Genomic DNA, 24,111 nt, shown 5'->3' on the forward strand with positions numbered 1-24,111 from the left:
CAAATAGTAATTGCTGGTGTATCGCTGCACGAAAGCAAAAGTTCGGCCTGTAAGCTCAAACTTATGGCTAATAACAACGAGGGATCCCTGCACGGGATTAAGACAGTTGTCGTGCCGGCAGCGGGCCTGGGTACCCGCTTTTTGCCGGCCACCAAAACTGTTCCGAAAGAACTGCTCCCTGTGGTTGATACCCCGGGTATCGAACTCATCGCGGAGGAAGCCGCCTCGGTTGGTGCGCAGCGTCTAGCAGTTATTACTGCCCCCAACAAGCAAGAAGTGATGCGTCACTTCGATGCCTTCCCGGAGCTTGTTGAGACCTTGGACGCGCGTGGTAAAGATGAGCAGGTTGCGAAGGTGCGCCGCGCAGGCGAGCTCATCCACCCGATCTCGGTGGAGCAGGAAAAGCCGCTTGGCCTAGGTCATGCGGTCGGTCTTGCAGAATCCGTATTGGACGATGACGAGGACTGCTTCGCCGTCATGCTCCCGGATGACATTGTCTTGCCGGCGACTGTCATGGAGGAGATGGCACGCGTGCGCGCTGCCGTCGGCGGCTCGGTGCTGTGTGCATTCGAGGTCGAGCGCGAAGAGACCTTCAACTACGGTGTCTTCGACGTGGAAGATACCAACGCACCTGGCGTGAAGAAGGTCGTTGGCATGGTAGAAAAGCCAGAGCCTGAAGATGCGCCTTCGAACCTAGTAGCCACCGGTCGCTACCTGCTAGACCGCAAGATCTTCGACGCGCTGCGCCGCATTTCCCCAGGTAAGGGCGGTGAGCTGCAGCTAACCGACGCCATCGAGCTGCTCATCCAGGAAGGCCACCCGGTCCACGTGGTGGTTCACCGCGGAAAGCGTCATGACCTGGGCAATCCCGGCGGATATATTCCGGCAAATGTGGACTTCGGCCTGCACCATGAGAAGTATGGCCCGGCTTTGTACAAGGCAATCAAGCAGATCATTGCCGAGTATGAGGCTGAAAAGGGCATCAACTAATCTAGGTCAGAAGACAAACAGGGAAGGCGGCAATCTATGCGTTCAGTAGATGATCAGCTTGCGATGATTACTGATGCGGCGGTGACACCGGAACCAGTGCGTATCGCGATTGCGAACTCGCTGGGACTGATGTGCGCTGAGGAAGTGCAAGCCAATCAGCCGCTGCCCGGATTTCCGCAGGCGGCAATCGATGGCTACGCAGTGCGCGCCGTTGACGTGGGAGGCGAGCGTGCTTTGAAGGCGCGGCGCGCTACTGAAGAGGACGCAGAAGGGGAGCAAAAGGGCCCTGAGGTTGAGCGTTCCATCCCCGTGGTGGGTGAGGTTCCGGCGGGTTCGCGCCAGCCACTGCGCTTGCAGCCGAAACAGGCGGTGCGCGTTTACACCGGTGCGCCTTTGCCCACGCTTGCCGACGCCGTCCTTCCCCTCGAATGGACAGACCGCGGCCGCAAGCGCGTGACGGCGCATCGCCCTGTGCGCTCGGGTGACTTTGTGCGCCGAGTTGGCGACGATATCCAGCCGGGCGATGTCGCAGTTTCTTCGGGAACTATCCTGGGACCTGCGCAGATTGGCCTTTTGGCCGCTGTCGGTCGCTCAAAGGTTTTGGTCTATCCGCGCCCGCGCGTGACCATCTTGTCCTTTGGTAAGGAACTCGTGGACATCGATCGCGAACCGGGCCTGGGGCAAGTATTTGACGTTAACTCCTATTCCTTGGCCGCTGCGGCGCGGGAAGCAGGCGCTGACGTACAACGCGTCGGCATCGCGGAAGGCGAGCCGCGACGAATCCGCGAGGCGCTGGAAACACACATCGCCCGCAGCGAGGTCCTGGTGATCTCCGGTGCGGTCGGCGGCGCCGGTTCTGAGGCAGTGCGTGAGGTGCTGCGCGAGCTCGGCGATATCGATACCTCCCGCGTGGCCATCCACCCGGGGTCGGTGCAAGGCTTTGGCTTGCTGGGAGAGGAGCGCGTTCCAACGTTCCTGTTGCCTTCGAACCCGGTCTCGGCATTGGTCATTTTTGAAGTATTCGTGCGCCCGCTAATTCGCCTTTCTCTGGGCAAGCGCAATGCAAATCGCCGCGTCGTGCGTGCTCGCGCGCTCAACCACATGGATTCGCGTCCAGGTCGCCGCGGTTTTATCCGTGCGCGTTTGATGCGTGACGCTGAGACTGCCGACTACCTGGTCGAGGGTTTGGGCGGCGCGAGCGGTGCGCCGGCCCACCTGTTGGCGGGTCTTTCGGAGGCTAACGCGATGATTAGGATTCCGGAAAGCGCCACTGAGATCCGCCCAGGTGACGTGGTGGACGTGCTCTTTTTGACGCAGCGCAGCTAGGCATGCTGGATCCTTTCGGGACTGCGGCGGGGCGCCTGCGTGTACCTGCGAGTGGGCCGCCGCGTGAGGAACACCCTGGGTGGCCGGAGTCCACGCCGAGCGTGCGCCTTGCGCCTTCCGACGTCCTGCCGGAGGGCGGAGTTCTCCGCTTGCGTCCGCTGATGCGCGGCGATGGCCATGACTGGCGCCGTCAGCGCGTCATCGATGAGCAATACTTACGCCCGGTCGAACCCACCATTCCAACGACGTGGGAAACCGCGCATTCGGGAAATGATTGGTGGAACCATCTGATGTTCCTGCGCGACAACGCGCGCATGGGCAGCATCATCCCTCTGGTGATCGAGCTGGATGGTCAGTTTATGGGCCAGGTGACGCTGGGAAATATTCAGCACGGCAGCATCGGGGAATGCTGGATTGGCTACTGGGTCCATTCCGCAGTTCACCGTGCCGGCGTTGCTACGGCAGCGTGCGCACTGGGCGTTGACCACGCCTTCCGCCGCGTAGGTATGCACCGCGTGACAGCGACCTATTTGCCAGAAAATCCTGCCTCAGGCAAGGTCCTGAAGTCCTGTGGTTTCCGTGAAGAGGGATATCTGCGTCGCAACCTGCATATCAATGGCGCCTGGCGCGATCACTACTTTGTGGCGCTCAACCGCGAGGACTATCCGAACACCGCTGTCGCGCGGTTGCGGGCAGAGGGGCGACTTCTTTAGCCGGGTGCCCCAGTTGGCGGGTAGATTTCGCCACTGTTTTCACACAAGTCACAACATTGTAATTTCCCCGATTTTGAGTCTTTATAGGGGCGGATAAGGCGCTAACGTTGAGTCAAACTCTGCACCCTACGGAAGGCCACCCATACCGTGTCCACTGCTGTGCCCATTATCGCCATCATCGTGGTCTGGGCTTTTATCTTGGCACCTTGGCTGCTGCGTTCGCAGCGTCCGATGAGCCACACAGGCGAAGCCTTTGATGACACTCGCGTGTTGTTCGAAGGCGACTCCGGAAACGTCGCCGCGCGTCGCCGCCCGCGAGTTAACAAGCGTGACGTGCGCCGTTTTGAAGACGATACCGAAGATTACGAAGTCGTCGACGCTAGCGATATCTCCGTGGTTGACGAGGAAGAAACCCCTGCCGTGACCATCGCCGGTGTCGCAGCAAAGGCTAAGGCGAATCCGCGCCAGCCGGGCGCGCAGCTGTCTGATGAGCCTGATGGCGATGACGCAGTAAAGGCGGACGCACCGGAGACCGTTGAGGGTGAAATTGTCGAAGAGTCCGGTAAGGCCAAGGCCGAGACTCCGGCGAAGGAAACAACCCCAGCCGGCTCCGCTGTCCCAGTTTCGGCGCAGCAGGATAAAAACGAAGAGTCGGAGGACACAGCGAGCGAATCCGAAGAAGATGAGCTCCTCATTGAGGATGAAACCGAAAAGGATAAGCCTGCGGATCTGAAATCCAAGCTGGCGGATGACGCGGAGGCGGCAGAGGTCTTCAGCGCGCCAGCAGTGGCCGAGGTCGCAGACGATGCTTACGACCTTGATTCGGCATATACCTCGCCTGTGGACTTGATGTATCCCGGCGCGGTCGACACCGAGGAACAGGTGAGCCAGATTCCACAGGCCATCGAGTCTGTCGAGGAATCCGAAACTGAGATGGATGAGGATACTGATCTATCTGAGGATGAGGTTGCTTTTGCGCAGCGTCGCCTTGGGCGCGGCGGCTGGGATCCGGTAGCAGAAAAGGCTGCTTCCGCAACCCGCTACCAGCGCCGTCAGCGTACGCTGTTGGGTCTTTCCTTGGCGGTTGTTCTCACCGTGTGCTTGGGCATCGTAGTAGGTAGCTGGACCTGGTGGTTTGCGGGAATCGCCGGCATCGTCACCATGATCTATTTGATTGCTCTGCGTACCCAGGTCCGTCAGGAGCAGGCATTGCTGCGTCGCCGCGTGTACCACCTGCGCCGCGCCCGTCTCGGCGTCCGCAGTGCAGAAGATGATGAACTGGCCATCCCGCGTAGCCTGCGCCGCCCAGGCGCTGTAGTACTGGAAGTTGACGATGACAGCCCGGACTTCGACCATCTGCCGGTCCATTATGATGACGATGAATTCGACGGCTTCGACGGACCGCACGTGAGCAATCGCCAGCGCCGCGACGACCTCGCATCACGCCGCGTGAGCTAGATGCCTTCGTGAACTAGATATTCTGAACTGGATGCTTGAAAGCATCCAGTTCACTTTCCCAGACCCCGGACGTTCCGCGGCGATGAGAGCCAATGAGATGGGCATCTACCATGCCGATGGCTTCCATTAGCGCGAAACAGGTAACGGGGCCTACGAAAGTAAAGCCCTCCTTCTTCAAGGCCTTGGATAATTCCTTGGCCTTGTCGGTCGTTTTAGGGATGTCTTCCATATAACGCGGGTAGAGATTTTCCTCCGGCCTGAAGGACCAGATGAATTCGCTCAAGCCGCCCTTTTCACGCAATTTCACCGTGGCATCTGCATTGTTAATGGCAGCCTCAATCTTGCGGCGATTCCGAATAATCTCCGGGTTATTGAGTAGACGCTCTACTTCAGCTGCACCAAAAGCCGAAACGATATCCGGGTCGAAGCCAGCGAACGCAGCGCGGAAGGCTTCGCGCTTGCGCAGGACAGTGGCCCAAGACAGCCCTGACTGGAAGCCTTCCAAAGTTAAGCGTTCAAAAAGTCCCGCTTCATCGCGGACCGGCATTCCCCACTCGGTGTCGTAGTACTCGCGCAACAGGGGAGAGGCCATCGCCCAAGGCGGACGGCCAACTCCCTCGGCGTCGTAGACCAGCCCGGTTCGCTCCGAGCTAGGCGTGTACTCGGGGGCTGAGGCGTTTGGGGTGCCTATGGTGTCTGCGATGCCTGTGGTGGCCTTATCGCTTTCCGCTTCCTGTGGCTCGGCAAAAGGATTCGTCATGGTCATGTCTTTTCTTTCGGTTGAATGTGTAAGCGCATTTGGCTCTTGCACTATTTGACTGCCTTTTGCTCGCATCGGTTCCAAGCGGCTGTCGATGAGCTGTGCGTTAGGGGTATATACAGTTGATTCGCCAGCACCTAGGGGTTCCAGGGTAGTGTATTTCTCATGAATAGACCCGCCGTTCGCGATACCGCGCTGCTGCTTTTGCGAGCAGTCCTAGGCCTCGTTTTCGTCGCGCACGGTGTTGACAAAATGTTCTTCGCCGGAATCGATGAGACCACAGGGCAGTTCTCTGCAATGGGAATTCCGCAGCCTCATGTTTCCGCGTATATCGCAGCATTGGGTGAGATGATCGGTGGCTCCCTACTCGTCGTCGGGCTTTTGACCACCTTTGTCGCTGGCGCCCTGGCGCTGTTTATGGCGTGTGCATTGTATTTTGTGCACCTAGGCCATGGGCTTTTCGCTGCGGACGGCGGCTTTGAATACCCAGCGGTGCTGATTGCCTCGCTGGTGATGATTGTTGTCTTCGGCTCCGGCCGCGTCAGCTTGGATGGAGTGTTGAGCCGTGTTGACGCATGAGGAAATCCAAGCGGCAATCTCCGCGCAGCTCGACGGTGAACCCACCGACGTTTCTAGCGATGTCATTGAAACTCACGTGGAAAGCTGCGAGCAGTGCCGTGCTTACCGCGACAAGGCCGCGGCGCTTTCCCGCTCATTGAGCTTCGTCGAATCGGCCGAAGGAATGGCACCCCCACAAGATCTTTCTGAGGTCATCATCGCCGGCGTTGAGCCAGAGTGGCGCCGTGCCTCCAGCGCACGTCAGACCACGCTGACGGTAGCGCGCGTTGCACTCGTGGTACTCGGATTGCTCTTTTCTATCTGGGCTATCTTCGTGGTGGTTAGTGCTTCCGGGCTCGCCGTCACCGGCGCCGAGGGAACACTCGACCCTACCGCTGATCCTGAACGTGCACGCCTTCTCATCGAGGGCGCGGCCTTGCGCTTCGGCCTGGCCATCGGTTTGTTCTTTGCTGCCTGGCGGCCAGCATCCGTTCCCGGCATGCTGCCGGTTGCAGCAACCATGTTTGCCTTCCTTTTTGGCTTTACCATGCGCGATATTGCGCTGGGCACAATCATGATGAGCCAGATATACATTCTCCTGGCCACCGGTATCAGCGCGATTGTCCTGGCTTGGGCTTGGGTAGCCCATAAAGGTTATTCAGCCGCCGATTTCTGGCGTTCTTTGAGCGCGAATCCGCATTAAGAGATCGCGCTGAGAAACCGGATTACAGGAATCTAGGTCCAAGAGTTCAGCCACATCATCGACTCGTACCACTTGTCCGGAATCATGAAGCCATAAAGAATTGGCGAGAAGTAGATGAACATCGTTACTACCAAGCACAAGTAGCAAATTGCTACGAATGTGCCAGTCCGGATTTCCCCGCCAGCAAGCGAAGTCAGCCAGTCCCAAGAAATCCTCTTGCCGTGTCCAATCATCTGGCCCAGCGCGAGGGAGATGAGCACGATGACAAACGGGATGAAAGCCGTGGCGTAGAAGAAATACATTTGGCGGTCGAACGCAGCCAACCAAGGCAGGAAACCTGCTGCGAATCCAACCAACGGGATGAGGAATGCGCGGTTGCGGCGCACCAGCAGTGACCATAGACCCCACAACACGGCTGGAATGACCAGCCACCAAATGGCAGGCGTGCCAAAGAGATAGAGCATCTCGCGGCAGGTGCCGGCGCCGCTGCACTGCAGATCAGTAGAGGAGTAGTAGAGGATGGGGCGGGCCGCCACGAGCCAAGCCCAAGGCTTTGAATCCCATGGGTGCGAGTGCCCGCTGGAGGTAGTCAGGGAAGCATGAAATTCCAAGACCGAAGAGTGGTAGTAGAACCAACCAGCGAGTGCATCGGGCAGGGCCTGCAGCGGGGATTCTTCAGCAATAGTTCCATCCACCTTGGCATGGCGGAACACGGAGGTTTCGGAGGCAAACCATGCGCGCCAAGTCCATACGTAAATAGCTAGCGGAACCAGCACTAGGGAAGCCAGAGCTGCCGGGGTATCGCGGATGAGCGTGCCCAGTACGTAGCGGCGTACGTGATAGCGGCGTCGCAAAGCAAGATCGCTAAAGACCGAAAGCAGGCCAAAGAACATGATGTAGTACAGGCCAGACCACTTCACGCCAAGGGCTAGGCCGAGGAAGACGCCTGCGGTGAAACGCCACCAGCGGAAGCCAAAACGCGGGCCAAAATCGGACGAGCCCATATTGCCCGTGATAAAAGCCGTGTGCAGGCGTAAACGCATCTGGTTATGGTCGCGGGCCAGTGCCCATGCGGCCGCGACGATGAAAAAGACCTGGAAGATATCCAGCATTCCGAACTTTGAAGAAACCAAAAGCACGCCATCGCATACCGCAATCAAGCCGGCCATCGTGGCAACCTGCCAGGAACCAGCGACGCGGCGGGCGAGCGCCATTGTCAGCAGCACGGTACCTACACCAAAAAGCGCTGCCATCAGGCGCCAGCCAAGCGGGCTATAGCCCAAAACAGACTCGGAAACAGCAATGATTTGCTTAGCCAGCGGCGGGTGAACCACCAGGCCATAGCCTGGATTGGACTCGATGCCGCCGATAAAGAGGTTGTCCCAGCTACGCACCATGTCGAAGGCCTGCGGAACGTAATGCTTCTCGTCGAAGACTGGCGTGCCCTGCGAGACGGGCGCGGAAAGTCCGATGAAACGGGTGATGAAAGCTAAAACTGCAATGACGCCGGTGCTGACCCAATCTGCTTTGCCCCAAGCATAGGAGGTAGGAGCAGCAGGGGCGGCGAAGGCATGCTTGCCACGCGGCTTTCCTGCTAGCTTGGCCTGTGGGGTGCCTGCGGGCTGCGAAGAGTCAGTAGCAATAGTCACTTAGATGAGTTTAGGCTACGCGGCGGACCCCTGGGGATTCTGCTTGTGCAAAGGTGTGGAAAGCTAGGGGACATGAATACTTCGTTTCGTCTAGATCCCCTTCCACGCGGAGTAATTGTGGCAGCCACCCCTCTGGGTAATATCGCAGATGCTTCGGCACGACTCATGCAGGCGCTGCAGCATGCCGACATCGTGGCGGCGGAAGATACGCGCCGCGTCCGTAACCTGGCGCAGGCTCTGGGGATCGAAATCCGCGGCAAGGTGGTCTCCAACTTTGATCACAACGAAGAAGGACGCGCAGCCCAACTTGTCGAGGCCGCTCGTTCCGGCACCGTTTTGGTTGTCTCCGACGCGGGTATGCCTCTGGTTTCTGATCCAGGGCACTCCATCGTTGCTGCAGCAGTCGAAGCTGGGGTGCCGGTGACGTGCTTCCCCGGGCCATCTGCGGTGCCCACCGCTTTGGCTCTGTCCGGTCTCGGCGTCGGTCACTTCCTCTTCGACGCCTTTGCTCCACGCAAGGCCGGACCGCGCAAAGCGTGGCTGGAATCGCTGCGCGGTGAAAAGCGCGCCATTGTCTTCTTTGAATCGCCCCACCGTTTGGCGCAGACGCTTGCCGACGCCGCGGCGGTTCTGGGTGAAGACCGCCCCGCTGCCGTGTGTCGCGAACTGACAAAGACCTATGAAGAAGTAAAGCGCGGAAGCTTGGGTGAGTTGGCAAAGTGGGCTGAGGACAATGCTCGCGGTGAAATCACGGTTGTTATCGAGGGTGGGGAAGAGGTCCCCTCATCGCTTGAGGAACTGGTGGATAAGGTCCAGCGCCGTGTGGCAGATGGAGTGCGCGCGAAGGATGCTTGCAAGGAAGTCGCTGCCGGTACTCAGGTGTCTAATCGCGAACTTTATGACGCCTTCTTGAGTGCCCGTGACAGCGAAAAATAGTGTTAAATGCCCAATTGTTGCAGGATTGTTATAGCCAAAAGCTCACGGGAGGATAAAAGACCTGCATATGCTGGTTAATTTTCATTTGCGTGGCTGATTGTAAAGTAAGATTATCCTGCAAAAATGCTGGATTTAGGCGGCTGTACTGCACATATAAGTTTGACGCCTGGCATTAGCCGCCCTCATTCTGGAGTGCATGACTAATCCAGAAACAGATTCGAATACGGCAAAGGGTACGGATCCGGCGTCCAGTGCGGCGCCGGTTTCGTCTGAGGAGTACCAGACCGTTGATGAGAAGCTGGAATCAGCATCTGCGACGAGTCAGCTACAAGACATGCTCGGCAATGAGGACTTCGCTCCCCATGAGATGACCGAGCCTGAAATTGAAATGGCAGCCGATGACAACGCTCCAATCGACTGGACCATCGTCGGCATCGCTGGCGTGCTCATTGCCGCCATCGTTGCATGGGGCTTGGCTGCTCCGACCAACTTTGCGAACTTCGCTAGCGATGCACTGAGCTTCGTTGTTAACGACTTTGGTTGGGCCTACGTCCTCTTCGGCACGATTTTCGTTGTATTTGTTATCTTCATCGCCGCCTCCAAGTTCGGCACCATCCGCTTGGGCCACATCGATGAAGAGCCTGAATTTTCTACGCCCTCTTGGATTGCGATGATGTTCGCGGCCGGCATGGGCATCGGCCTGATGTTCTACGGCGCATCTGAGCCGCTGAACTACTACCTCAACGGAGTTCCTGGCCATGATGCTAAGGAAGTGGGCACGTCGATGGCTACGGCGATGTTCCACTGGACCCTGCACCCATGGGCTGTTTATGCCATCGTTGGTCTCGCAATTGCGTACTCGACCTTCCGTATTGGCCGCAAGCAGCTGCTGAGTCAAGCATTCGTGCCGCTCATCGGCCAGCGCGCTGCCGATGGTTGGGTTGGCAAAATCATTGACATCCTGTCCATTTTTGCAACCGTCTTCGGTACCGCATGTTCCCTGGGTATCGGTGCAACCCAGATCCAGGCTGGTATCCAGGCTTCTGGCCTCATCGACAACCCATCCCAGAAGGTCGTCGTTGGCATCGTCCTCGTGCTGACCCTGGCCTTCCTGCTTTCCGCAATGTCCGGCGTGGGCAAGGGCATTCAGTATGTCTCCAACGCGAACATGGTTATGGCCGCACTGCTTGCCATCTTCGTATTCATCCTTGGCCCAACCGTTTCCATCCTGAACCAGATTCCGGGCTCCATCGGTAGCTACCTGGATGCGTTCACCGAGATGATCTCCCGTACTGCTGAGTCCAACAACGGCGAAGCAGGCGAGTGGCTGTCCACCTGGACCATCTTCTACTGGGCATGGTGGGTCTCTTGGTCCCCATTCGTCGGTATGTTCCTGGCACGCATTTCCCGTGGCCGTTCCGTCCGCGAATTCTGCATCGGCGTCATGCTGATCCCGGCTGGTCTTTCCACCGTGTGGTTCGCCATCTTCGGTGGCACCGCAATCCACATGGAGCAGAAGGGTAACTCCATCACCGGCGAGTCCTCTGAGGTTGAGCTGTTCAACCTGCTGCACAACCTGCCTGGTGGTTTCATCGCCGGCATCATCGCAGTTATCTTGCTGGCAACCTTCTTCATCACCTCCGCTGACTCGGCTTCTACCGTTATGGGCTCGATGTCTCAGAACGGTGCATCCAACGCTAAGCCATGGCTGTCCGCAGCATGGGGCGTTGCCACCGCGGCTGTTGGTCTGACCCTGCTGCTGGCTGATGAGGATTCCCTGTCCAACCTGCAGAACGTCACCATTGTGGCTGCGCTGCCATTCCTGTTCATCGTTGTGGGCCTGATGTGCGCCATCTACAAGGCACTCAGCAACGACGTCATCTACTTGGAATACCGCGAGTCCCAGGCATTCCAGCGCAAGCTTGCCCGCGAGCGCCGTCTGCACCGCGAGTACCAGCGCGCTGAGGAGCTCAAGAAGCGTCGTCAGCGCAAGCGCGCTCAGCACAAGTAAAGCTAAAGCAAGCGATTTAGTCGCTTCCTAAAGCTTCTTTACGCACCCTCCTGCACAATCGTGCAAGAGGGTGCGTTTCTTTATGCGTCTTTATGCGCGCAAATATCCTTGTGCGTGGATCTTTCGCCATTGTCGATGTGCCCCCCTCAACGCGCGCTGTTGACCAAGGCTTCGATAAAGTGGTGGGCATGACTGAGTCGGTAGTAGTAAATGTTGCCTGGCCGTATGCCAACGGCCCCCGCCACATCGGACACGTGGCAGGCTTTGGTGTTCCTTCTGACGTATTCGCACGTTTCCAGCGAATGCGTGGCCGCAACGTTCTCATGGTTTCTGGCACCGATGAGCACGGCACTCCGTTGCTGGTGCAGGCCGACAAAGAAGGCGTGACCGTTCGCGAGCTCGCGGACCGTTATAACCGTCAAATTGTCACCGACCTCGCCGGCTTGGGCCTGTCCTATGACCTGTTTACCCGTACCACCACACGCAACCACTACGCGGTAGTGCAGGAGCTGTTCAAGGGCCTTTATGAAAACGGCTACATGCTCAAGGAAACCACCAAGGGCGCCATCTCGCCGTCGACTGGCCGTACCTTGCCTGACCGCTACATCGAGGGAACTTGCCCAATTTGTGGGGCTGAGGGTGCGCGCGGCGATCAGTGCGATAACTGCGGTAACCAGCTTGACCCAGTAGATCTGATCGACCCAGTTTCCAAGATCAACGGTGAGACCCCGGAGTTCATCGAGACCGAGCACTTCCTCCTCGACCTGCCTTCCGTGAAGGACGCACTGGAGGAGTGGTTGAAGACTCGCGAGGACTGGCGTCCAAACGTCCTGAAGTTCTCCCTGAATTTGCTCGAAGACATGCGTCCGCGCACCATGACCCGCGACATCGACTGGGGCATCCCAATTCCGGTAGAGGGCTGGGAGGAAAACTCCGCAAAGAAGCTCTACGTCTGGTTTGACGCTGTCATCGGTTACTTGTCCTCTTCCATCGAGTGGGCGCATCGCACCGGAAACCCGGATGCATGGAAGGATTTCTGGCAGAACGACAAGGCTCGCCATTACTACTTCCAGGGCAAGGACAACATCACCTTCCACTCGCAGATTTGGCCTGCGCAGCTCCTGGGTTACGCCGGTAAGGGCGCGAAGGGCGGCGAGGTGCACAAGTTTGGTGAGCTGAATCTACCTACCGAGATTGTTTCCTCCGAGTACCTGACGATGTCCGGCTCGAAGTTCTCTTCTTCGAAGGGCGTTGTCATCTACGTCAAGGACTTCTTGGCGGAGTTCGGCCCGGATGCGCTGCGTTACTTCATCTCCGTGGCCGGTCCAGAAAACAATGACACGGACTTTACGTGGGACGAGTTCGTGCGCCGTATCAACAACGAACTGGCCAATGGCTGGGGCAACCTGGTCAACCGCACCGTCTCGATGGCCTACAAGAACTTCGGCGAAGTCCCAGCTCCCGCCGCACTGGAAGAAGCTGACAAGGCCATCCTGCAGCTGGCGGAGGAGACCTTCGAGACTGCCGCAGGCTACCTCGAGCAGTCGAAATTCAAGCAGGCTATTACCGCCGTCATGCACGTCGTTGGTGAGGCGAATGCTTATATTGCAGCGATGGAGCCATGGAAGCTGGCCAAGGATGAGACCCAACGCGAGCGTCTGGCCACCGTCCTGTGGACCGCACTCCAGGTGGTCTCTGACTGCAACGTCATGCTCACCCCGTTCCTGCCGTTTACCGCGCAGAAGGTCCACGAGACCTTGGGCCGCGATGGCATTTGGGCGGCACAGCCTGAGGTACGCGACGTCGTGGATGATATCCCGGTTGAGCTCGTAGGCGTTGGCCTGCCGCCGGAGAATCACCCGTACCCAATCATCACCGGTGATTACACCGCCCAGCTGGCGGCATGGAAGCGCGTAGACGTCGAGCCTGGCACTGAGCTTTCCAAGCCGAAGCCGCTCGTGGCAAAGCTTGACCCAGAGCTCGGTGAGACCGGCCCTGAGTGGGCACCCGTCCAGAAATAGGATGGTGGCTCGTCGAAGCATCGCGGCCGCTCTCGCTTTTGCGGTCGTTACCTTAACTGCGCTGAACCTGCGCGCCGGAATCGCCTCCGTGGCGCCGGTGCTGGGCGATATCAGCGCAGCTTTTGGCGTTGGCCCTGCCATCGCCGGGACCCTGACAGCCCTTCCTGGTCTGTGTTTCGCACTGATGGGCTGGGCCGCCGTTCCTATCGCGCGGCGTTGTGGCCTGACCACGACTCTTCTCGGCGGCGCAGCGGCACTCGTGGTGGGGCTTGCCGTGCGCCCATGGGTAAGTAGTTTCGCACCCTTCGTTGCGCTCACGCTGCTCGTAGTCGGCGGCATCGCTGTCACCAACATCTTGTTGCCTGCATGGATCAAGACCTACGGAACTGCGCGCACCGTGGTGGCGTTGATGACGACTTACACCACCGTGCTTGGCGTATCGAGTGCCCTTGGTCCAATGTCTACCCACCTGGGTGGCTGGCGGATGTCGTTGTTTGCGTGGGCAATCCCCGTCGCCCTGCAGGTAGTGGGGTGGCTGATTGCCTGTAAGCACACCGGCGTCGATCCAGTGCAAAGCCCGGATACCGCGGCGATTCCGATGCGCCGTTCGCGTACCGCTGTTGCACTTCTTTTCTTCTTTGGCCTGCAATCCACCATGGCTTATGCACAGATGGGGTGGCTGCCCACGATGCTTGAAAGCCGTGGGGTCTCCGCCTCCCGGGCCAGCCTGGCGCTCGCGCTCATCGGCGCCATCAACGTCGTCGGCGGGCTCATCATGCCGATTCTCATTGAGCGGCTGCGAGATCTCCGTCCCGTTCCACTGGTTTTGTCGGCTGCTACCTTGGCCGGCTGGCTGGGTGTGCTCGTCAACGCGAGCGCAGCGCCGCTTACCTGGGCCACTCTGATGGGCATCGGCGGAATGTGCTTCCCGCTGGCCCTCGCCCTGATTGCCGCGCGCACCCGGCAGCCGGAGGTAACAGCACGCCTTTCCGGCTTCGTGCAGCCGGGTGGCTATATTCTGGCTGGCGTATTCCCGTTCCTCTTCGGCGTTCTCGCGCAAGCAACCGGCGGCTGGGAGGTTCCGTTGGGTGTGCTCATCACACTTACCCTAGCGATGTCGGTGGCAGGCGTTGCCGCCGCCCGCTCGGTCTACATCGACGACGAGCTCCTGTCGAAGTGACGTTGCAGGTGCACTAGGCCCAGACGCACTCCGTCCTTGGTGTGGATATTGGGCATGCGGCCGGTCTCTTCGAAGTGGAACTTCTTGTGCAGGCCGATGGAGGCTTCGTTGGTATCGACGATGTAGGTGATCATCGTCTGCACGTAGTCGTTGTCCTTGGCATCGTCGACCACGGCGCACATGAGCTCGTTGCCCACGCCCTTGCCGCGCGCCGAAGGAGCGACGTAGACGGAGTTTTCTACGGTGCCGTAGTAGATGGCTGGCGTTACGAATTGGAAATAGGCAGCCCAACCGATGATCTCATCGTCTTCTACGGCAACGAAGACGGGGTAGCCGTCCTTTTCCATTTGTTCGAGCCACTCGGCACGATCCTCGACGGATTCTTGCCAGGTGACCAAGTTGGCCGCCGGGGTAGCGGCGGAGGCGGCGTTGTAGATGGAGGCGATTGCGGCGGCGTCGGCAGGCGCGGCGGGACGTACGTGCATAGGTGTCAGGGATCCTTAAACAATAAGAAGCTGCGGGGCTAAACGAGCAGCTGCAAATGGGCGAGATTTAGCCAGTGTCCCCTCTTGTAGGACACCTCTTTGAACGTTCCTACATTGGCAAAACCGAACTTCTCATGCAACTTGATGGATGCGACGTTGGTGTCCACACCTTGGCCTTGGGCTGCCGGATCTAAAAAAGGTGGTTTCGCATGCGTTCCAGATTACAATTGCGTCCATGTCTAAAAAGAAGCCACGCCCAGTCCCTGTTCCAGCAGAAGGCTTGTCACAGCTTGTCGACGCCCATACACACCTAGCCTCCTGCAAGGACCCAGCCGCCGACATCGTGTCCCGCGCTGGTGCTGCAGGGGTGTCGCGCATGGTAACGGTAGGCGATGGCTTGGAAGAAGCCGAGCAGGCGTTGCAGGCCGCGCACGAATTTTCCAATGTGTGGGCAGCGTGCGCCATCCATCCCACCAAGGCGCAGGAATTGGACGAGCAGGCACGTACGCGCCTGGCGCAGATGGCTGCGGACCCACGCTGCGTGGCAATCGGGGAGACCGGCCTCGATACCTATTGGATTAAGCATGAGCCGGAATCCACCGCACCACTTGAGGTACAAGAAGAGGCGCTGCGCTGGCACATGGATCTGGCCAAGGAAACCGGTAAGGTCCTGATGATTCACAACCGCGAGGCGGACGCGGACCTGTTGCGGGTGCTTGGCGACGCCGAGAATGTCATGTTGCACTGTTTCTCCTCGCCGTTTGATGTGGCGAAGGAAGCACTCGAGCGCGGCTGGGTGTTGTCTTTTGCCGGCAACGTGACCTTTAAACGCAACGAAGAGATGCGCGCGGCGGCAGCCGCCGCGCCGGCAGGCCAGCTGCTGGTGGAAACCGACGCTCCGTATATGACCCCGGAGCCATTCCGCGGCGCACGCAACGAGCCGACCTTCATCGGGCATACGTATAACTGCATTGCTGAGGCGCGAGGCATGCGCGTCGAAGAACTGATCGAAGAGGTTAACCAGACATTCACTTCGATATTTGGCCTCTCCTAGGCTAGATTTAAGCATTCATGCTTAAATCTGTGACGATCTTCATATTCGGAGTTTTTCCTGCTCAGTGGTGATGGGCGTGCCGAATGTGAAAGCAGTGCTGGAAGTGGTGTAGGCCGAAAAATCGTTTTCGACTGCATCTTGCTGTTATCGTATCGTTATTCAAAGATTTGCTCTGCTTCCCCCCGTTTTCGATGAGAGAGTTTCATGAACCAGATTAAGCGCATCAATTCTTCCCGTTCCCTGCCTCTGCGCCTTGCCACCGGTGGTGTGCTCGGTACTTTGGCAGTGGGCGGAGTCGTCGCTGTTTCTGCGCAGAAGGACATCACTGTTGACGTCAACGGTGACAAGGTCGAGCTGGCCACCTTCGCGGGCAACGTCGATGAGGCGCTGCAGGCTGCGGGCGTTAACGTCGGCGGCGAGGATCTCGTGTACCCGGCTCCTTCTGAAGAGGTTGCCGACGGTGACAACATCACCGTGCGCACCTCTAAGCCTGTTGCCGTTACTATCGACGGCGTCGAAAAGCAGCTTTCTTCCACCGATCTCACCGTTTCTGATCTTTTGGGTGATTTAGACGGCGTAAAGCCCGGTGCTTCTGTTACCTCCGGTGACAAGAAGGTGGAAAAGGATGACGCTCTGGAAGATGGTATGGAGTTGGAGGTTACGTCGCCGAAGATCGTCAAGATCAACGACGGCGGCAAGATTACCTACACCAACATTGCTGCTAAGACCGTCAAGGACGTCATCGAGGAGCGCGGCATTGGCGTGGATGAAGATGACCGCGTCTTCCCAGCCATGGACACCCCGGTGACCAACGGCATGTCCATCAAGGTTGATCAAGTTTCTACCACCTTCTACGACGCCACCGAAGAGTTCGAGGCAGAGCCAAACTACGTCGATGACCCAGAGCTCGAAGAGGGCACCGAGGAAATCCGCGAGGAAGCCGTCAAGGGTGAGCGTAAGGTCACCCGCAAGCTGGTGATGAAGGATGGTGCTAAGGAATCCGAGGACGTAGTCAAGGAAAAGGTCGTTACCGAGCCGGTCGCTGCCACCATCGCCCGCGGCACCAAGAAACCTGAGGCTGGCGGTGCGGCTGCACCTGCCGTAGCCGATGGCTCCGTCTGGGACTCCATCGCACAGTGTGAGGCAACTGGTAACTGGTCCATCAACACTGGTAACGGCTTCTCCGGCGGCCTGCAGTTCACCCCGTCCACCTGGGCTGGCTTCGGCGGCACCGCATATGCGCCGGAAGCATGGCAGGCAACCCGTGAGCAGCAGATCGCTGTGGCCGAGAAGGTTCAGGCCGCACAGGGCTGGGGCGCATGGCCTGCTTGTACCGCGAAGCTGGGGCTGCGCTAAGCATGTAGCCCTTTAGGTGCTAATTCGCGCCCCGTTCAAAGCCCGCGGAAGCGGGCTTTCTTTGTATCCGGAAAACCTCGACTACTCTAAATTGCATGACTGAACCCAAACTGCTCGGGCCCGTGGAAATCCGCCAATTGGCCGAGAAGCTGGACGTGACCCCGACGAAGAAGCTGGGACAGAACTTCCTGCACGATCCCAACACCATCCGCCGCATCGTTAGTGCGGCGCAGTTGCAGCGGGAAGACCGCGTCGTTGAGGTAGGTCCCGGCCTAGGATCTCTGACTTTGGGCCTGCTTGAGGCAGTCGATGACCTTACGGCGATAGAAATTGATCCACGCCTTGCAGCGCAGTTGCCGGATACCATCGCGCAGCGCGCACCGGAGCAAGCAGGCAACCTGCGGCTCGTGGAAAAAGATGCGCTGCGTATTACGGCAGGCGAGTTGGGCGAGCCGACTGCGCTGGTGGCAAATCTGCCGTACAACGTCGCGGTGCCGGTTCTTTTGCACATTCTGGAACTTTATCCCTCCATCCGCCGCGTACTCGTCATGGTTCAGCTTGAGGTGGCAGAGCGTCTCGCCGCCAAGCCTGGCAGCAAGGTCTATGGCGTTCCTTCGGTGAAGGCTTCCTTCTACGGCAACGTCCGGCAGGCCGGAACCATCGGCAAGAACGTCTTTTGGCCGGCGCCGAACATCGAGTCTGGCCTAGTGCGCATCGACTGCTTCGAGAATGCGCCGTGGCCTATCAACGATGAGACGCGCAAGGCGGTTTTCCCACTTGTCGACGCCGCCTTTGCACAGCGCCGCAAGACCCTGCGCGCGGCACTCTCTGGTCACTTCGGCGGCGGCCCTGCCGCGGAAGAGGCTCTAGTGGCAGCCGGCATCGACCCGCGCCAGCGTGGTGAGAAGCTGGCCACCGAAGACTTTGTCCGATTGGCAGGTGTGAATTGTTAATTCGTGCTCGCGCCCATGCGAAGGTCAACCTGCACTTAGGAGTCGAGGCAGCGCGTCCCGACGGCTTCCATGAACTCGCCACCGTCTTTCAATCGCTGAATATTTCTGATGTGGTTAGCCTCGAAACGCTTGAGGATAGCACTCCTGCAGCGATGACCACGGGCCCAGTCGTGCAGGAACTGCGCGCGAGCGGTACCTATGCCGCAGGCGTGCCGGAAAATGACAAGAATTTAGCATGGCGAGCCGTCGAAGCGGTAGCGGATGCAGTACGCGGCGAGCGCGAGCTTGCCTTGCCCAAGGTCAGGTTGCAGCTAGAAAAGGGGATTCCCGCCGCCGGCGGCATGGCGGGCGGTTCTGCGGATGCGGCCGCGGCATTGCGCCTGGCCGCTCACGCATTTGCTGACTTCGGCGCTGTAAGTGAAGAAGAACTTCTAACACTGGCAGCGCGCCTAGGCTCTGATGTGCCCTTCACGCTAATCGGCGGCACGGCGTTGGGCACGGGTCGCGGCGAGAAGTTGGCGCCGATGCTTAGCCGCGGAACGTATACGTGGGCCATCATTACCAATGCGGAAGGGCTGTCCACTCCGGCCGTCTTTGCCAAGATTGATGAGCTTCGCGCAGCGGGGAAGGGCAGCCACCCCACCATGGACACTTCTGCGGTGGCGCAGGCGCTGATGAGCGGGCGTCCCGAGGCTCTCGCAAAGGTGCTGCGCAATGACCTGCAAGCGGCAACTCTTTCTTTGCGCCCAGACCTACGCAAGATTCTGGACACTGGAATGGCCGCCGGTGCACTGACTGGAATCGTCTCTGGCTCTGGTCCTACCTGTGCCTTCCTGTGCGAGGACGAGGAGACCGCTGGTGAAGTCGTGGCCCAAGTGATGTTCGATAACAAGGGCACCCGTGGCATTGTGACCACCTCGCCGGCACCAGGAATCGAAGTAATTTAGGGTGTTATTAAAAAGTAAAAGCTGCAGTAGGGCAAAGTCCCCTCACTGCAGCTTTTGTTTATCTAGAGCACAGCCATCTCGGTTGGCTTGATGTCCAGCTTGAAGCGGTTTACTTCCTTGCCCTCGAAGAGGTCGATGACAACGAGTTCCTTCTTGTTGGCATCGGTGACGAATGCGTAGCCGTCTTCCGCCTTGAGGATCGGTCCAGGCAGCTGCCATTCTTCGTTCTCGCGCCACTCGGAGATGGCGTCGATCTTCTTGGTAATCTCGCCGGTCTCTGGGTCGATGACGTTGAGCTTGCCGTCGTAAGTCAGCACGAGGGCCTCTCCTAGCGGGCCGCGGGCCAGGGAACGGAACCAGTAGGAGGAACCGAGGTCAACCTTTTTGGCGGAGTAGTCCTTGGTGTTGATGAGGGAGACAGAGGTTGGGCGCTCGAACTCGGCGTCCTTTTCGGTCTTGTTGTCAGCCAAGATGACGTCGGATTCCTCAGAGCCGGCGGAGTTGCCGGAGCGCTGGTAGCCGTCTTTGCCCGCGTAGGCGGAAACGTCGATCTTGTGGAACTCCTTGCCGTCGAAGACAACTGGGCCGTCCTCGCAGCCGAAGAAGAGCTTGCCGTTTCCGGCGGTAGCCTCACCGTGAACGCCTGGGCACTTGGTGGTCTCGGTCAGGACCTTGCCGTCTTTGGATAGATGCTGGATGGTGTGGCGCTCGTCCTCGGTGCCCTTGGTCATGACGACGGAGCCGTCCTTGAGCGGAACGGCAACACCGTGATGTGCTGCGCCGGATTCGAAGGTCTTGACGTCTTTCGGGTCGCCAGCCTGGTCGGTTGGGAAGACCTGTGCGGTGCCTTCGCCGTCAGAGAAGAGAGCGGTGAAGCCGTCGTGGTGGACCACATGGCCGGCGTGCGGCGCCTCGATCTCGGCGTCGGAAAGCTTAGGCTCGGCGGTGTAGTAGTGGTTGTGATCGCCGTGCGGCTTGGTGATGAGGCCGGAGTCGAAGCTAAGGAACTTATCGCCTTTGGTGACCATGACGTGGCGGTTATCGCCAGCGTTGGACAGGCGCAGGAATGCAGGAATTTCCTCTTCCTCGATGACCTTGCCGGTTTTGGCGTCGTAGGTCTTCAAGCCGCCTTCGTGGGAGATGACCACGCGATTGGGTAACTGAGCAACTTCGGTCTCGCCCTCGCCGGCCTCCATTCCATCGTGTTCATGATGGTGGCCTTCATGATCGTGCTCGTGATCGTGGCCCTCGTGATCGTGGCCCTCGTGTTCGTGCGACTCAGTCGCGGCATCGTTGGCCGGGGCCTGCTCATCAGCGGGCTTGGAGCAGGAAGTGACAAGGAGTGTTGTTGCGGAGACAGCGGCAAGGATAGATAGCGCAGATTTCTTCATACCCGTTTAGACTATTTAGAGTAATTTTCATTTGCAATAGTCTGAGGTGGTGAGGGGGGTAACTGCGCGCTAGGCACTAAGATGGTTAAACGTTATGGCGAACCTTATTAACCTGGAAAAAGTTTCCAAATCTTTCGGTCTGCAGACGCTGCTCAACGGGGTGTCGTTGGGTGTTCAAAGCAGGGACCGCATCGGAATCGTTGGCGTGAATGGCGGCGGCAAGACCACGCTGCTGGAGGTGCTCACCGGTATCGAGCCGCCGGACGAGGGGCGTGTGTCCCACAATTCTGACCTGCGCATGGCCGTGGTGACCCAGCGCTTTGAGCTTGATTACGCCCTGACTATCGCCCAGGTCATCATCGAACCGCTCGGCCTCGAGACCTTCGAATGGGCCTCGAATGCCAAGGTGCGCGACGTTTTGGGCGGCCTCGGAATCGTGGAACTGGGCCTAGATACGCCAGTGGGTTCTCTGTCTGGTGGCGAGCGCCGCCGCGTTAACCTGGCCGCTGCATTGGTCCAGGAGCTTGACTTGATCGTGCTCGACGAACCGACCAACCACCTGGACGTGGAAGGAGTGCAGTGGCTGGCACAGCATCTCCTGGCGCGCAAGCTCGCAGCGGTCGTAGTCACCCACGACCGCTGGTTCCTCGATACCGTGGCAACCACCACGTGGGAGGTGCACGACGGCGTGGTCGATCCTTATGAGGGCGGATACAACGACTGGATTTATGCCCGCGCCGAGCGTGCCCGTCAGGCCGATGCGATAGAGCAGCGCCGCCAGAACCTGGCACGTAAGGAGCTAGCATGGCTGCGCCGCGGTGCGCCGGCGCGTACCTCGAAGCCGCGCTACCGCGTGGAAGCGGCAGAGGCACTTATCGCTGATGTCCCAGCACCGCGCAACAAGGTTGAGCTCATGGCCTTTTCCAAGCAGCGCCAAGGTCGCGTGGTCATTGAACTTGAGGATGCCACGATTGCGACGCCGGATGGCCGCGAACTCGTTGACCACCTCACGTGGCGCTTGGCCCCGGGTGAGCGCATCGGTCTGGTCGGCGTGAACGGTTCAGGCAAGACCACGCTGCTGCGCGCCCTGGCTGGCGAACATCCACTCGCCGCGGGCAAGCGCATTGAGGGGCAGACGGTACGTCTGGGCTGGCTGCGCCAGGAACTCGATGATCTTGATCCGCAGCGCCGGCTAATCGACGCCGTGGAGGACGTGGCCACCTACGTCCAACTGGGCAAGAAAGAATTGTCTGCCTCGCAGCTTGCAGAACGCCTGGGCTTTTCCGCTAAGCGCCAGCGCACCCCGGTGGGGGACTTGTCCGGTGGTGAGCGTCGCCGCCTCCAGCTAACGCGCGTGTTGATGGCAGAACCAAACGTGCTGCTGCTCGACGAGCCAACTAACGACCTCGACATCGACACTCTCCAGGAACTGGAGTCCTTGCTCGATTCTTGGCCGGGCACGATGGTGGTCATCTCACACGACCGCTACCTCATTGAGCGCATTGCGGATAATACGTATGCGCTTTTTGGCGACGGAAAACTCACCAACTTGCCAGGCGGCATTGACGAATACCTGCGCCGCCGCGCCGCCCTCGACGCGGCTCAGCCCGCAGGCGTGGTCAACCTCGGCGAAAGCGCGAAACAGGATTCTGCTCCCGACGGCAGCGGCAATGGCGCAGGAAACGCCAAGAAGGAATCTACCAAGCGCCTGTCCTCCCAAGAGGAACGCGAGCTGACCAAGAAGATGAATGCCTTGGAGCGCAAAATGGGCAAGCTCGACGAGCAATCCACCAAGCTCAACGCCGAGATGGCCGAGGTGGCAGGCGCGGGCGACATCGACACCGCGAAGCTAACCGAGTTAGACAGCAAGCTGAAGGAAGTAACCTCTCAGCGCGAGGAGCTCGAGATGGAGTGGCTAGAGCTTGGCGAGAAGCTCGAAGGCTAAGAATGTGTAGATAACAATGCTATTGCGATCTTGCTTTCAGCACTGCCTAATACTATTCAGCAAGCCCCAGGGTGTGGCACGGTGGAGGATATGAAACTGACGCGCCGTATTCTCCCCGTTTCCATTGCCCTTACTCTCGCAGCCGGCAGCTTGGCTCCTGCACAAGCTCAGCTTCCGGATTTCTCTTCCCAGATTCCTGTGGGTATCCCGACAGATGTCACCGCTGGCAGCTCCCAGTTCATTCCAGCTGGCGTCCCACAGGTCGAACTGCCACCGCAGGCTTATGACCTTGCAAAGCAGTACAACATCCAGCTTCCGCCGTTTATCAAGCAGCCAGCTCCGGAGGTAGCTCACCACCTCGTCGGCGCCACCACTGAGCACCTGCGCAAGCAGGGCCACGTTGAGGATCGGAACGCTCGCAACATCGCTCAGGAATGGGCTGACCAGGGCGCGGCTGGTGCTCTTACCTACCGCAGCAACGTCGGTGACGGCCGCACTCACTTGAACGAAGGCAGCGGCAACGTCTACCGTCTGACCATTCAGGAAGCTCACGACCGCCTCAACTGGCTCAACCGTGACGTTCCGGTTACCCCGGCACCAGGCAAGCACTTCGGCGTAGCCACCAGCTTCGATGGCAACTTTGTTTACCTCGCCGAGTACTTTTTCAACTAGCTAATGCGGCTGGCTCAATGCCTGCCAGCGTCGCGCTGGAATCAACAAAGTTGGTGCTCGCGCGCAGATCTACAGAGCAGCTAAAGAAACCCACGTTTCGGGTACCGGCTGCGTCCTCCATAGTCACGCTTCCGGTTCCCGCATAGTGGACGATTCCGTCCCTCAAGATACGGTCGGTGACCATGCCGGGTGCGTCGGGGAAGTTCACCGTCTCGGGGCGGGCGGCAAGGTCTTGAACAGTGGCCTCACAGACTTGGGCCGCACGGTTGATATTTATCCATCCGTAGTACTTCGAAATTGAGCGGGTCAACGACAACGCAGTCACCGCGACTGCTCCCACCACAAGAAGAGCGACGCCGAGTTTTTGACGGCGTCGCCTAGCGCTTAGTTCCTTCGCCAGCGAACTCATGAAGCCTCCACTAGGGCAGCGGGGACAATGCCAGAGACTTCGGCGCGGCTCGTGACAAAGCTATGGGTACGGAAACTCACCAAGCAATCATAGGTGCCTTCATCCTCAACGCCCTCATCGTTGATGAAGATGACATCACCGTGGGCGGTGTAAACGCGCATGGGTGCGCTGATCTTTGAATCGGTCTCAGGGATGGTCTCAGTAAGGAACGTGGCGCGCTCCGGAATCTTTGCCTGCTTTAGCACCTCGCGCTCGCACAATGGGCGGGCGGCGTGGTAATCGGCCCAGTTGCGGGCTGCTTCTTTGAGCAGAATCGTACTGATACCCAAAACGACCCCACAGACAACGATAAAAACCGCGAGTGCAATCCATCGGCGAAGCCTCCGACGCCACAGCGCGCGGCCTTCGTCCAAAGAGATTTGCGTAGTCACAGGAGGATAGGAGCCTTTCTAAAGAGGCTTCCTACACAATATATTAATCGGCTCATCTGGCTGAAAGCGTTCCGGGTGGTGCCGGCTTTCGCTGTCAAAATCTGCCCGAACCATGCTTTTGTGCTGCATCGTGGCGGACGAAAATACACATACGTACGATGGG

The 24,111-nt window shown here is 58.9% G+C and carries 22 protein-coding genes; 16 read left to right on the forward strand and 6 right to left on the reverse strand.

Going from position 1 to position 24,111, the window contains the following annotated elements; genetic code table 11:
• The first annotated feature begins 63 nt into the window (after positions 1–63).
• From HMPREF3169_RS06310 to glpR, 4 genes are all read left to right on the forward strand, one after another.
• Positions 64–990, forward strand: a complete 927-nt coding sequence (locus tag HMPREF3169_RS06310; RefSeq protein WP_061921302.1) for a UTP--glucose-1-phosphate uridylyltransferase — start codon at positions 64–66, stop codon at positions 988–990.
• Positions 991–1,026: 36 nt separating this feature from the next.
• Positions 1,027–2,316: a molybdotransferase-like divisome protein Glp gene (gene glp / locus HMPREF3169_RS06315; RefSeq protein ID WP_061921305.1), complete on the forward strand. Its 1,290-nt coding sequence runs from the start codon at positions 1,027–1,029 to the stop codon at positions 2,314–2,316.
• 2 nt (positions 2,317–2,318) lie between these two features.
• Complete coding sequence (locus HMPREF3169_RS06320; protein WP_070432756.1) at positions 2,319–3,029, forward strand: GNAT family N-acetyltransferase; 711 nt, start codon at positions 2,319–2,321, stop codon at positions 3,027–3,029.
• 147 nt (positions 3,030–3,176) lie between these two features.
• Positions 3,177–4,487, forward strand: a complete 1,311-nt coding sequence (glpR, locus tag HMPREF3169_RS06325) for a divisome protein SepX/GlpR (RefSeq protein ID WP_070455978.1) — start codon at positions 3,177–3,179, stop codon at positions 4,485–4,487.
• A gap of 13 nt (positions 4,488–4,500) precedes the next feature.
• Here glpR and HMPREF3169_RS06330 read toward each other — a convergent pair whose 3' ends face one another.
• The gene (locus HMPREF3169_RS06330) at positions 4,501–5,253 is read right to left on the reverse strand and encodes a DNA-3-methyladenine glycosylase I (RefSeq protein WP_246815609.1); all 753 of its coding nucleotides are present in this window, start codon (positions 5,251–5,253) and stop codon (positions 4,501–4,503) included.
• Positions 5,254–5,412: 159 nt separating this feature from the next.
• Here HMPREF3169_RS06330 and HMPREF3169_RS06335 point away from each other — a divergent pair, with 159 nt between their 5' ends.
• Both HMPREF3169_RS06335 and HMPREF3169_RS06340 read left to right on the forward strand, forming a co-directional pair.
• Positions 5,413–5,826: a DoxX family protein gene (locus HMPREF3169_RS06335; protein ID WP_061921314.1), complete on the forward strand. Its 414-nt coding sequence runs from the start codon at positions 5,413–5,415 to the stop codon at positions 5,824–5,826.
• Positions 5,813–6,508 carry a zf-HC2 domain-containing protein gene (locus tag HMPREF3169_RS06340; RefSeq protein ID WP_061921319.1) on the forward strand — a complete coding sequence of 232 codons (696 nt, stop codon included), beginning with the start codon at positions 5,813–5,815 and terminating at the stop codon, positions 6,506–6,508. The genes HMPREF3169_RS06335 and HMPREF3169_RS06340 overlap by 14 nt, the downstream gene beginning before the upstream one ends.
• A 32-nt stretch (positions 6,509–6,540) precedes the next feature.
• Here the strand turns inward: HMPREF3169_RS06340 and HMPREF3169_RS06345 are convergent, their stop codons facing one another.
• Positions 6,541–8,151: a dolichyl-phosphate-mannose--protein mannosyltransferase gene (locus HMPREF3169_RS06345; RefSeq protein ID WP_210387468.1), complete on the reverse strand. Its 1,611-nt coding sequence runs from the start codon at positions 8,149–8,151 to the stop codon at positions 6,541–6,543.
• 78 nt (positions 8,152–8,229) lie between these two features.
• Between HMPREF3169_RS06345 and rsmI the strand changes: the two genes are divergently transcribed.
• The 4 genes from rsmI to HMPREF3169_RS06365 all read left to right on the forward strand — a co-directional run bounded on the left by rsmI (position 8,230) and on the right by HMPREF3169_RS06365 (position 14,305).
• Positions 8,230–9,093 (forward strand): 16S rRNA (cytidine(1402)-2'-O)-methyltransferase, encoded by an 864-nt coding sequence (rsmI, locus tag HMPREF3169_RS06350; RefSeq protein ID WP_061921326.1) that lies wholly within the window; start codon positions 8,230–8,232, stop codon positions 9,091–9,093.
• 196 nt (positions 9,094–9,289) lie between these two features.
• On the forward strand, positions 9,290–11,104 hold the full coding sequence (locus tag HMPREF3169_RS06355) for a BCCT family transporter (RefSeq protein WP_061921329.1): 1,815 nt from the start codon (positions 9,290–9,292) through the stop codon (positions 11,102–11,104).
• 188 nt (positions 11,105–11,292) lie between these two features.
• The gene (gene metG, locus HMPREF3169_RS06360; protein WP_061921501.1) at positions 11,293–13,125 is read left to right on the forward strand and encodes a methionine--tRNA ligase; all 1,833 of its coding nucleotides are present in this window, start codon (positions 11,293–11,295) and stop codon (positions 13,123–13,125) included.
• A gap of 1 nt (position 13,126) precedes the next feature.
• The gene (locus HMPREF3169_RS06365) at positions 13,127–14,305 is read left to right on the forward strand and encodes an MFS transporter (protein WP_061921332.1); all 1,179 of its coding nucleotides are present in this window, start codon (positions 13,127–13,129) and stop codon (positions 14,303–14,305) included.
• On the opposite strand, the gene HMPREF3169_RS06370 is transcribed toward HMPREF3169_RS06365, so the two are convergent.
• On the reverse strand, positions 14,275–14,790 hold the full coding sequence (locus HMPREF3169_RS06370) for a GNAT family N-acetyltransferase (RefSeq protein WP_061921335.1): 516 nt from the start codon (positions 14,788–14,790) through the stop codon (positions 14,275–14,277). The genes HMPREF3169_RS06365 and HMPREF3169_RS06370 overlap by 31 nt on opposite strands.
• 235 nt (positions 14,791–15,025) lie before the next feature.
• On the opposite strand from HMPREF3169_RS06370, the gene HMPREF3169_RS06375 reads away from it, so the two are divergent.
• The 4 genes from HMPREF3169_RS06375 to HMPREF3169_RS06390 all read left to right on the forward strand — a co-directional run bounded on the left by HMPREF3169_RS06375 (position 15,026) and on the right by HMPREF3169_RS06390 (position 19,100).
• Positions 15,026–15,844: a TatD family hydrolase gene (locus tag HMPREF3169_RS06375; protein WP_070455980.1), complete on the forward strand. Its 819-nt coding sequence runs from the start codon at positions 15,026–15,028 to the stop codon at positions 15,842–15,844.
• Between the two features lie 204 nt (positions 15,845–16,048).
• Positions 16,049–17,200, forward strand: coding sequence for a resuscitation-promoting factor (locus tag HMPREF3169_RS06380; RefSeq protein WP_061921341.1), 1,152 nt, complete (start codon positions 16,049–16,051; stop codon positions 17,198–17,200).
• Between the two features lie 95 nt (positions 17,201–17,295).
• On the forward strand, positions 17,296–18,153 hold the full coding sequence (gene rsmA / locus HMPREF3169_RS06385) for a 16S rRNA (adenine(1518)-N(6)/adenine(1519)-N(6))-dimethyltransferase RsmA (RefSeq protein WP_061921344.1): 858 nt from the start codon (positions 17,296–17,298) through the stop codon (positions 18,151–18,153).
• Positions 18,147–19,100 carry a 4-(cytidine 5'-diphospho)-2-C-methyl-D-erythritol kinase gene (locus tag HMPREF3169_RS06390; protein ID WP_082778571.1) on the forward strand — a complete coding sequence of 318 codons (954 nt, stop codon included), beginning with the start codon at positions 18,147–18,149 and terminating at the stop codon, positions 19,098–19,100. The genes rsmA and HMPREF3169_RS06390 overlap by 7 nt, the downstream gene beginning before the upstream one ends.
• A gap of 62 nt (positions 19,101–19,162) precedes the next feature.
• Here HMPREF3169_RS06390 and HMPREF3169_RS06395 read toward each other — a convergent pair whose 3' ends face one another.
• On the reverse strand, positions 19,163–20,491 hold the full coding sequence (locus HMPREF3169_RS06395) for an NHL repeat-containing protein (protein ID WP_061921349.1): 1,329 nt from the start codon (positions 20,489–20,491) through the stop codon (positions 19,163–19,165).
• A gap of 94 nt (positions 20,492–20,585) precedes the next feature.
• Here HMPREF3169_RS06395 and HMPREF3169_RS06400 point away from each other — a divergent pair, with 94 nt between their 5' ends.
• Both HMPREF3169_RS06400 and HMPREF3169_RS06405 read left to right on the forward strand, forming a co-directional pair.
• On the forward strand, positions 20,586–22,436 hold the full coding sequence (locus HMPREF3169_RS06400; protein WP_070455981.1) for an ABC-F family ATP-binding cassette domain-containing protein: 1,851 nt from the start codon (positions 20,586–20,588) through the stop codon (positions 22,434–22,436).
• A gap of 90 nt (positions 22,437–22,526) precedes the next feature.
• The gene (locus HMPREF3169_RS06405; protein WP_070455982.1) at positions 22,527–23,108 is read left to right on the forward strand and encodes a hypothetical protein; all 582 of its coding nucleotides are present in this window, start codon (positions 22,527–22,529) and stop codon (positions 23,106–23,108) included.
• On the opposite strand, the gene HMPREF3169_RS06410 is transcribed toward HMPREF3169_RS06405, so the two are convergent.
• Both HMPREF3169_RS06410 and HMPREF3169_RS06415 read right to left on the reverse strand, forming a co-directional pair.
• Positions 23,101–23,517, reverse strand: a complete 417-nt coding sequence (locus HMPREF3169_RS06410; protein ID WP_070455983.1) for a hypothetical protein — start codon at positions 23,515–23,517, stop codon at positions 23,101–23,103. The two genes, HMPREF3169_RS06405 and HMPREF3169_RS06410, sit on opposite strands and share 8 nt — an antisense overlap.
• Positions 23,514–23,948, reverse strand: a complete 435-nt coding sequence (locus tag HMPREF3169_RS06415) for a hypothetical protein (RefSeq protein ID WP_070455984.1) — start codon at positions 23,946–23,948, stop codon at positions 23,514–23,516. The genes HMPREF3169_RS06410 and HMPREF3169_RS06415 overlap by 4 nt, the downstream gene beginning before the upstream one ends.
• Positions 23,949–24,111 lie beyond the last annotated feature (163 nt).

It is taken from the genome of Corynebacterium sp. HMSC08C04 (assembly GCF_001807495.1).
Taxonomy (GTDB): Bacteria; Actinomycetota; Actinomycetes; order Mycobacteriales; family Mycobacteriaceae; genus Corynebacterium; species Corynebacterium simulans.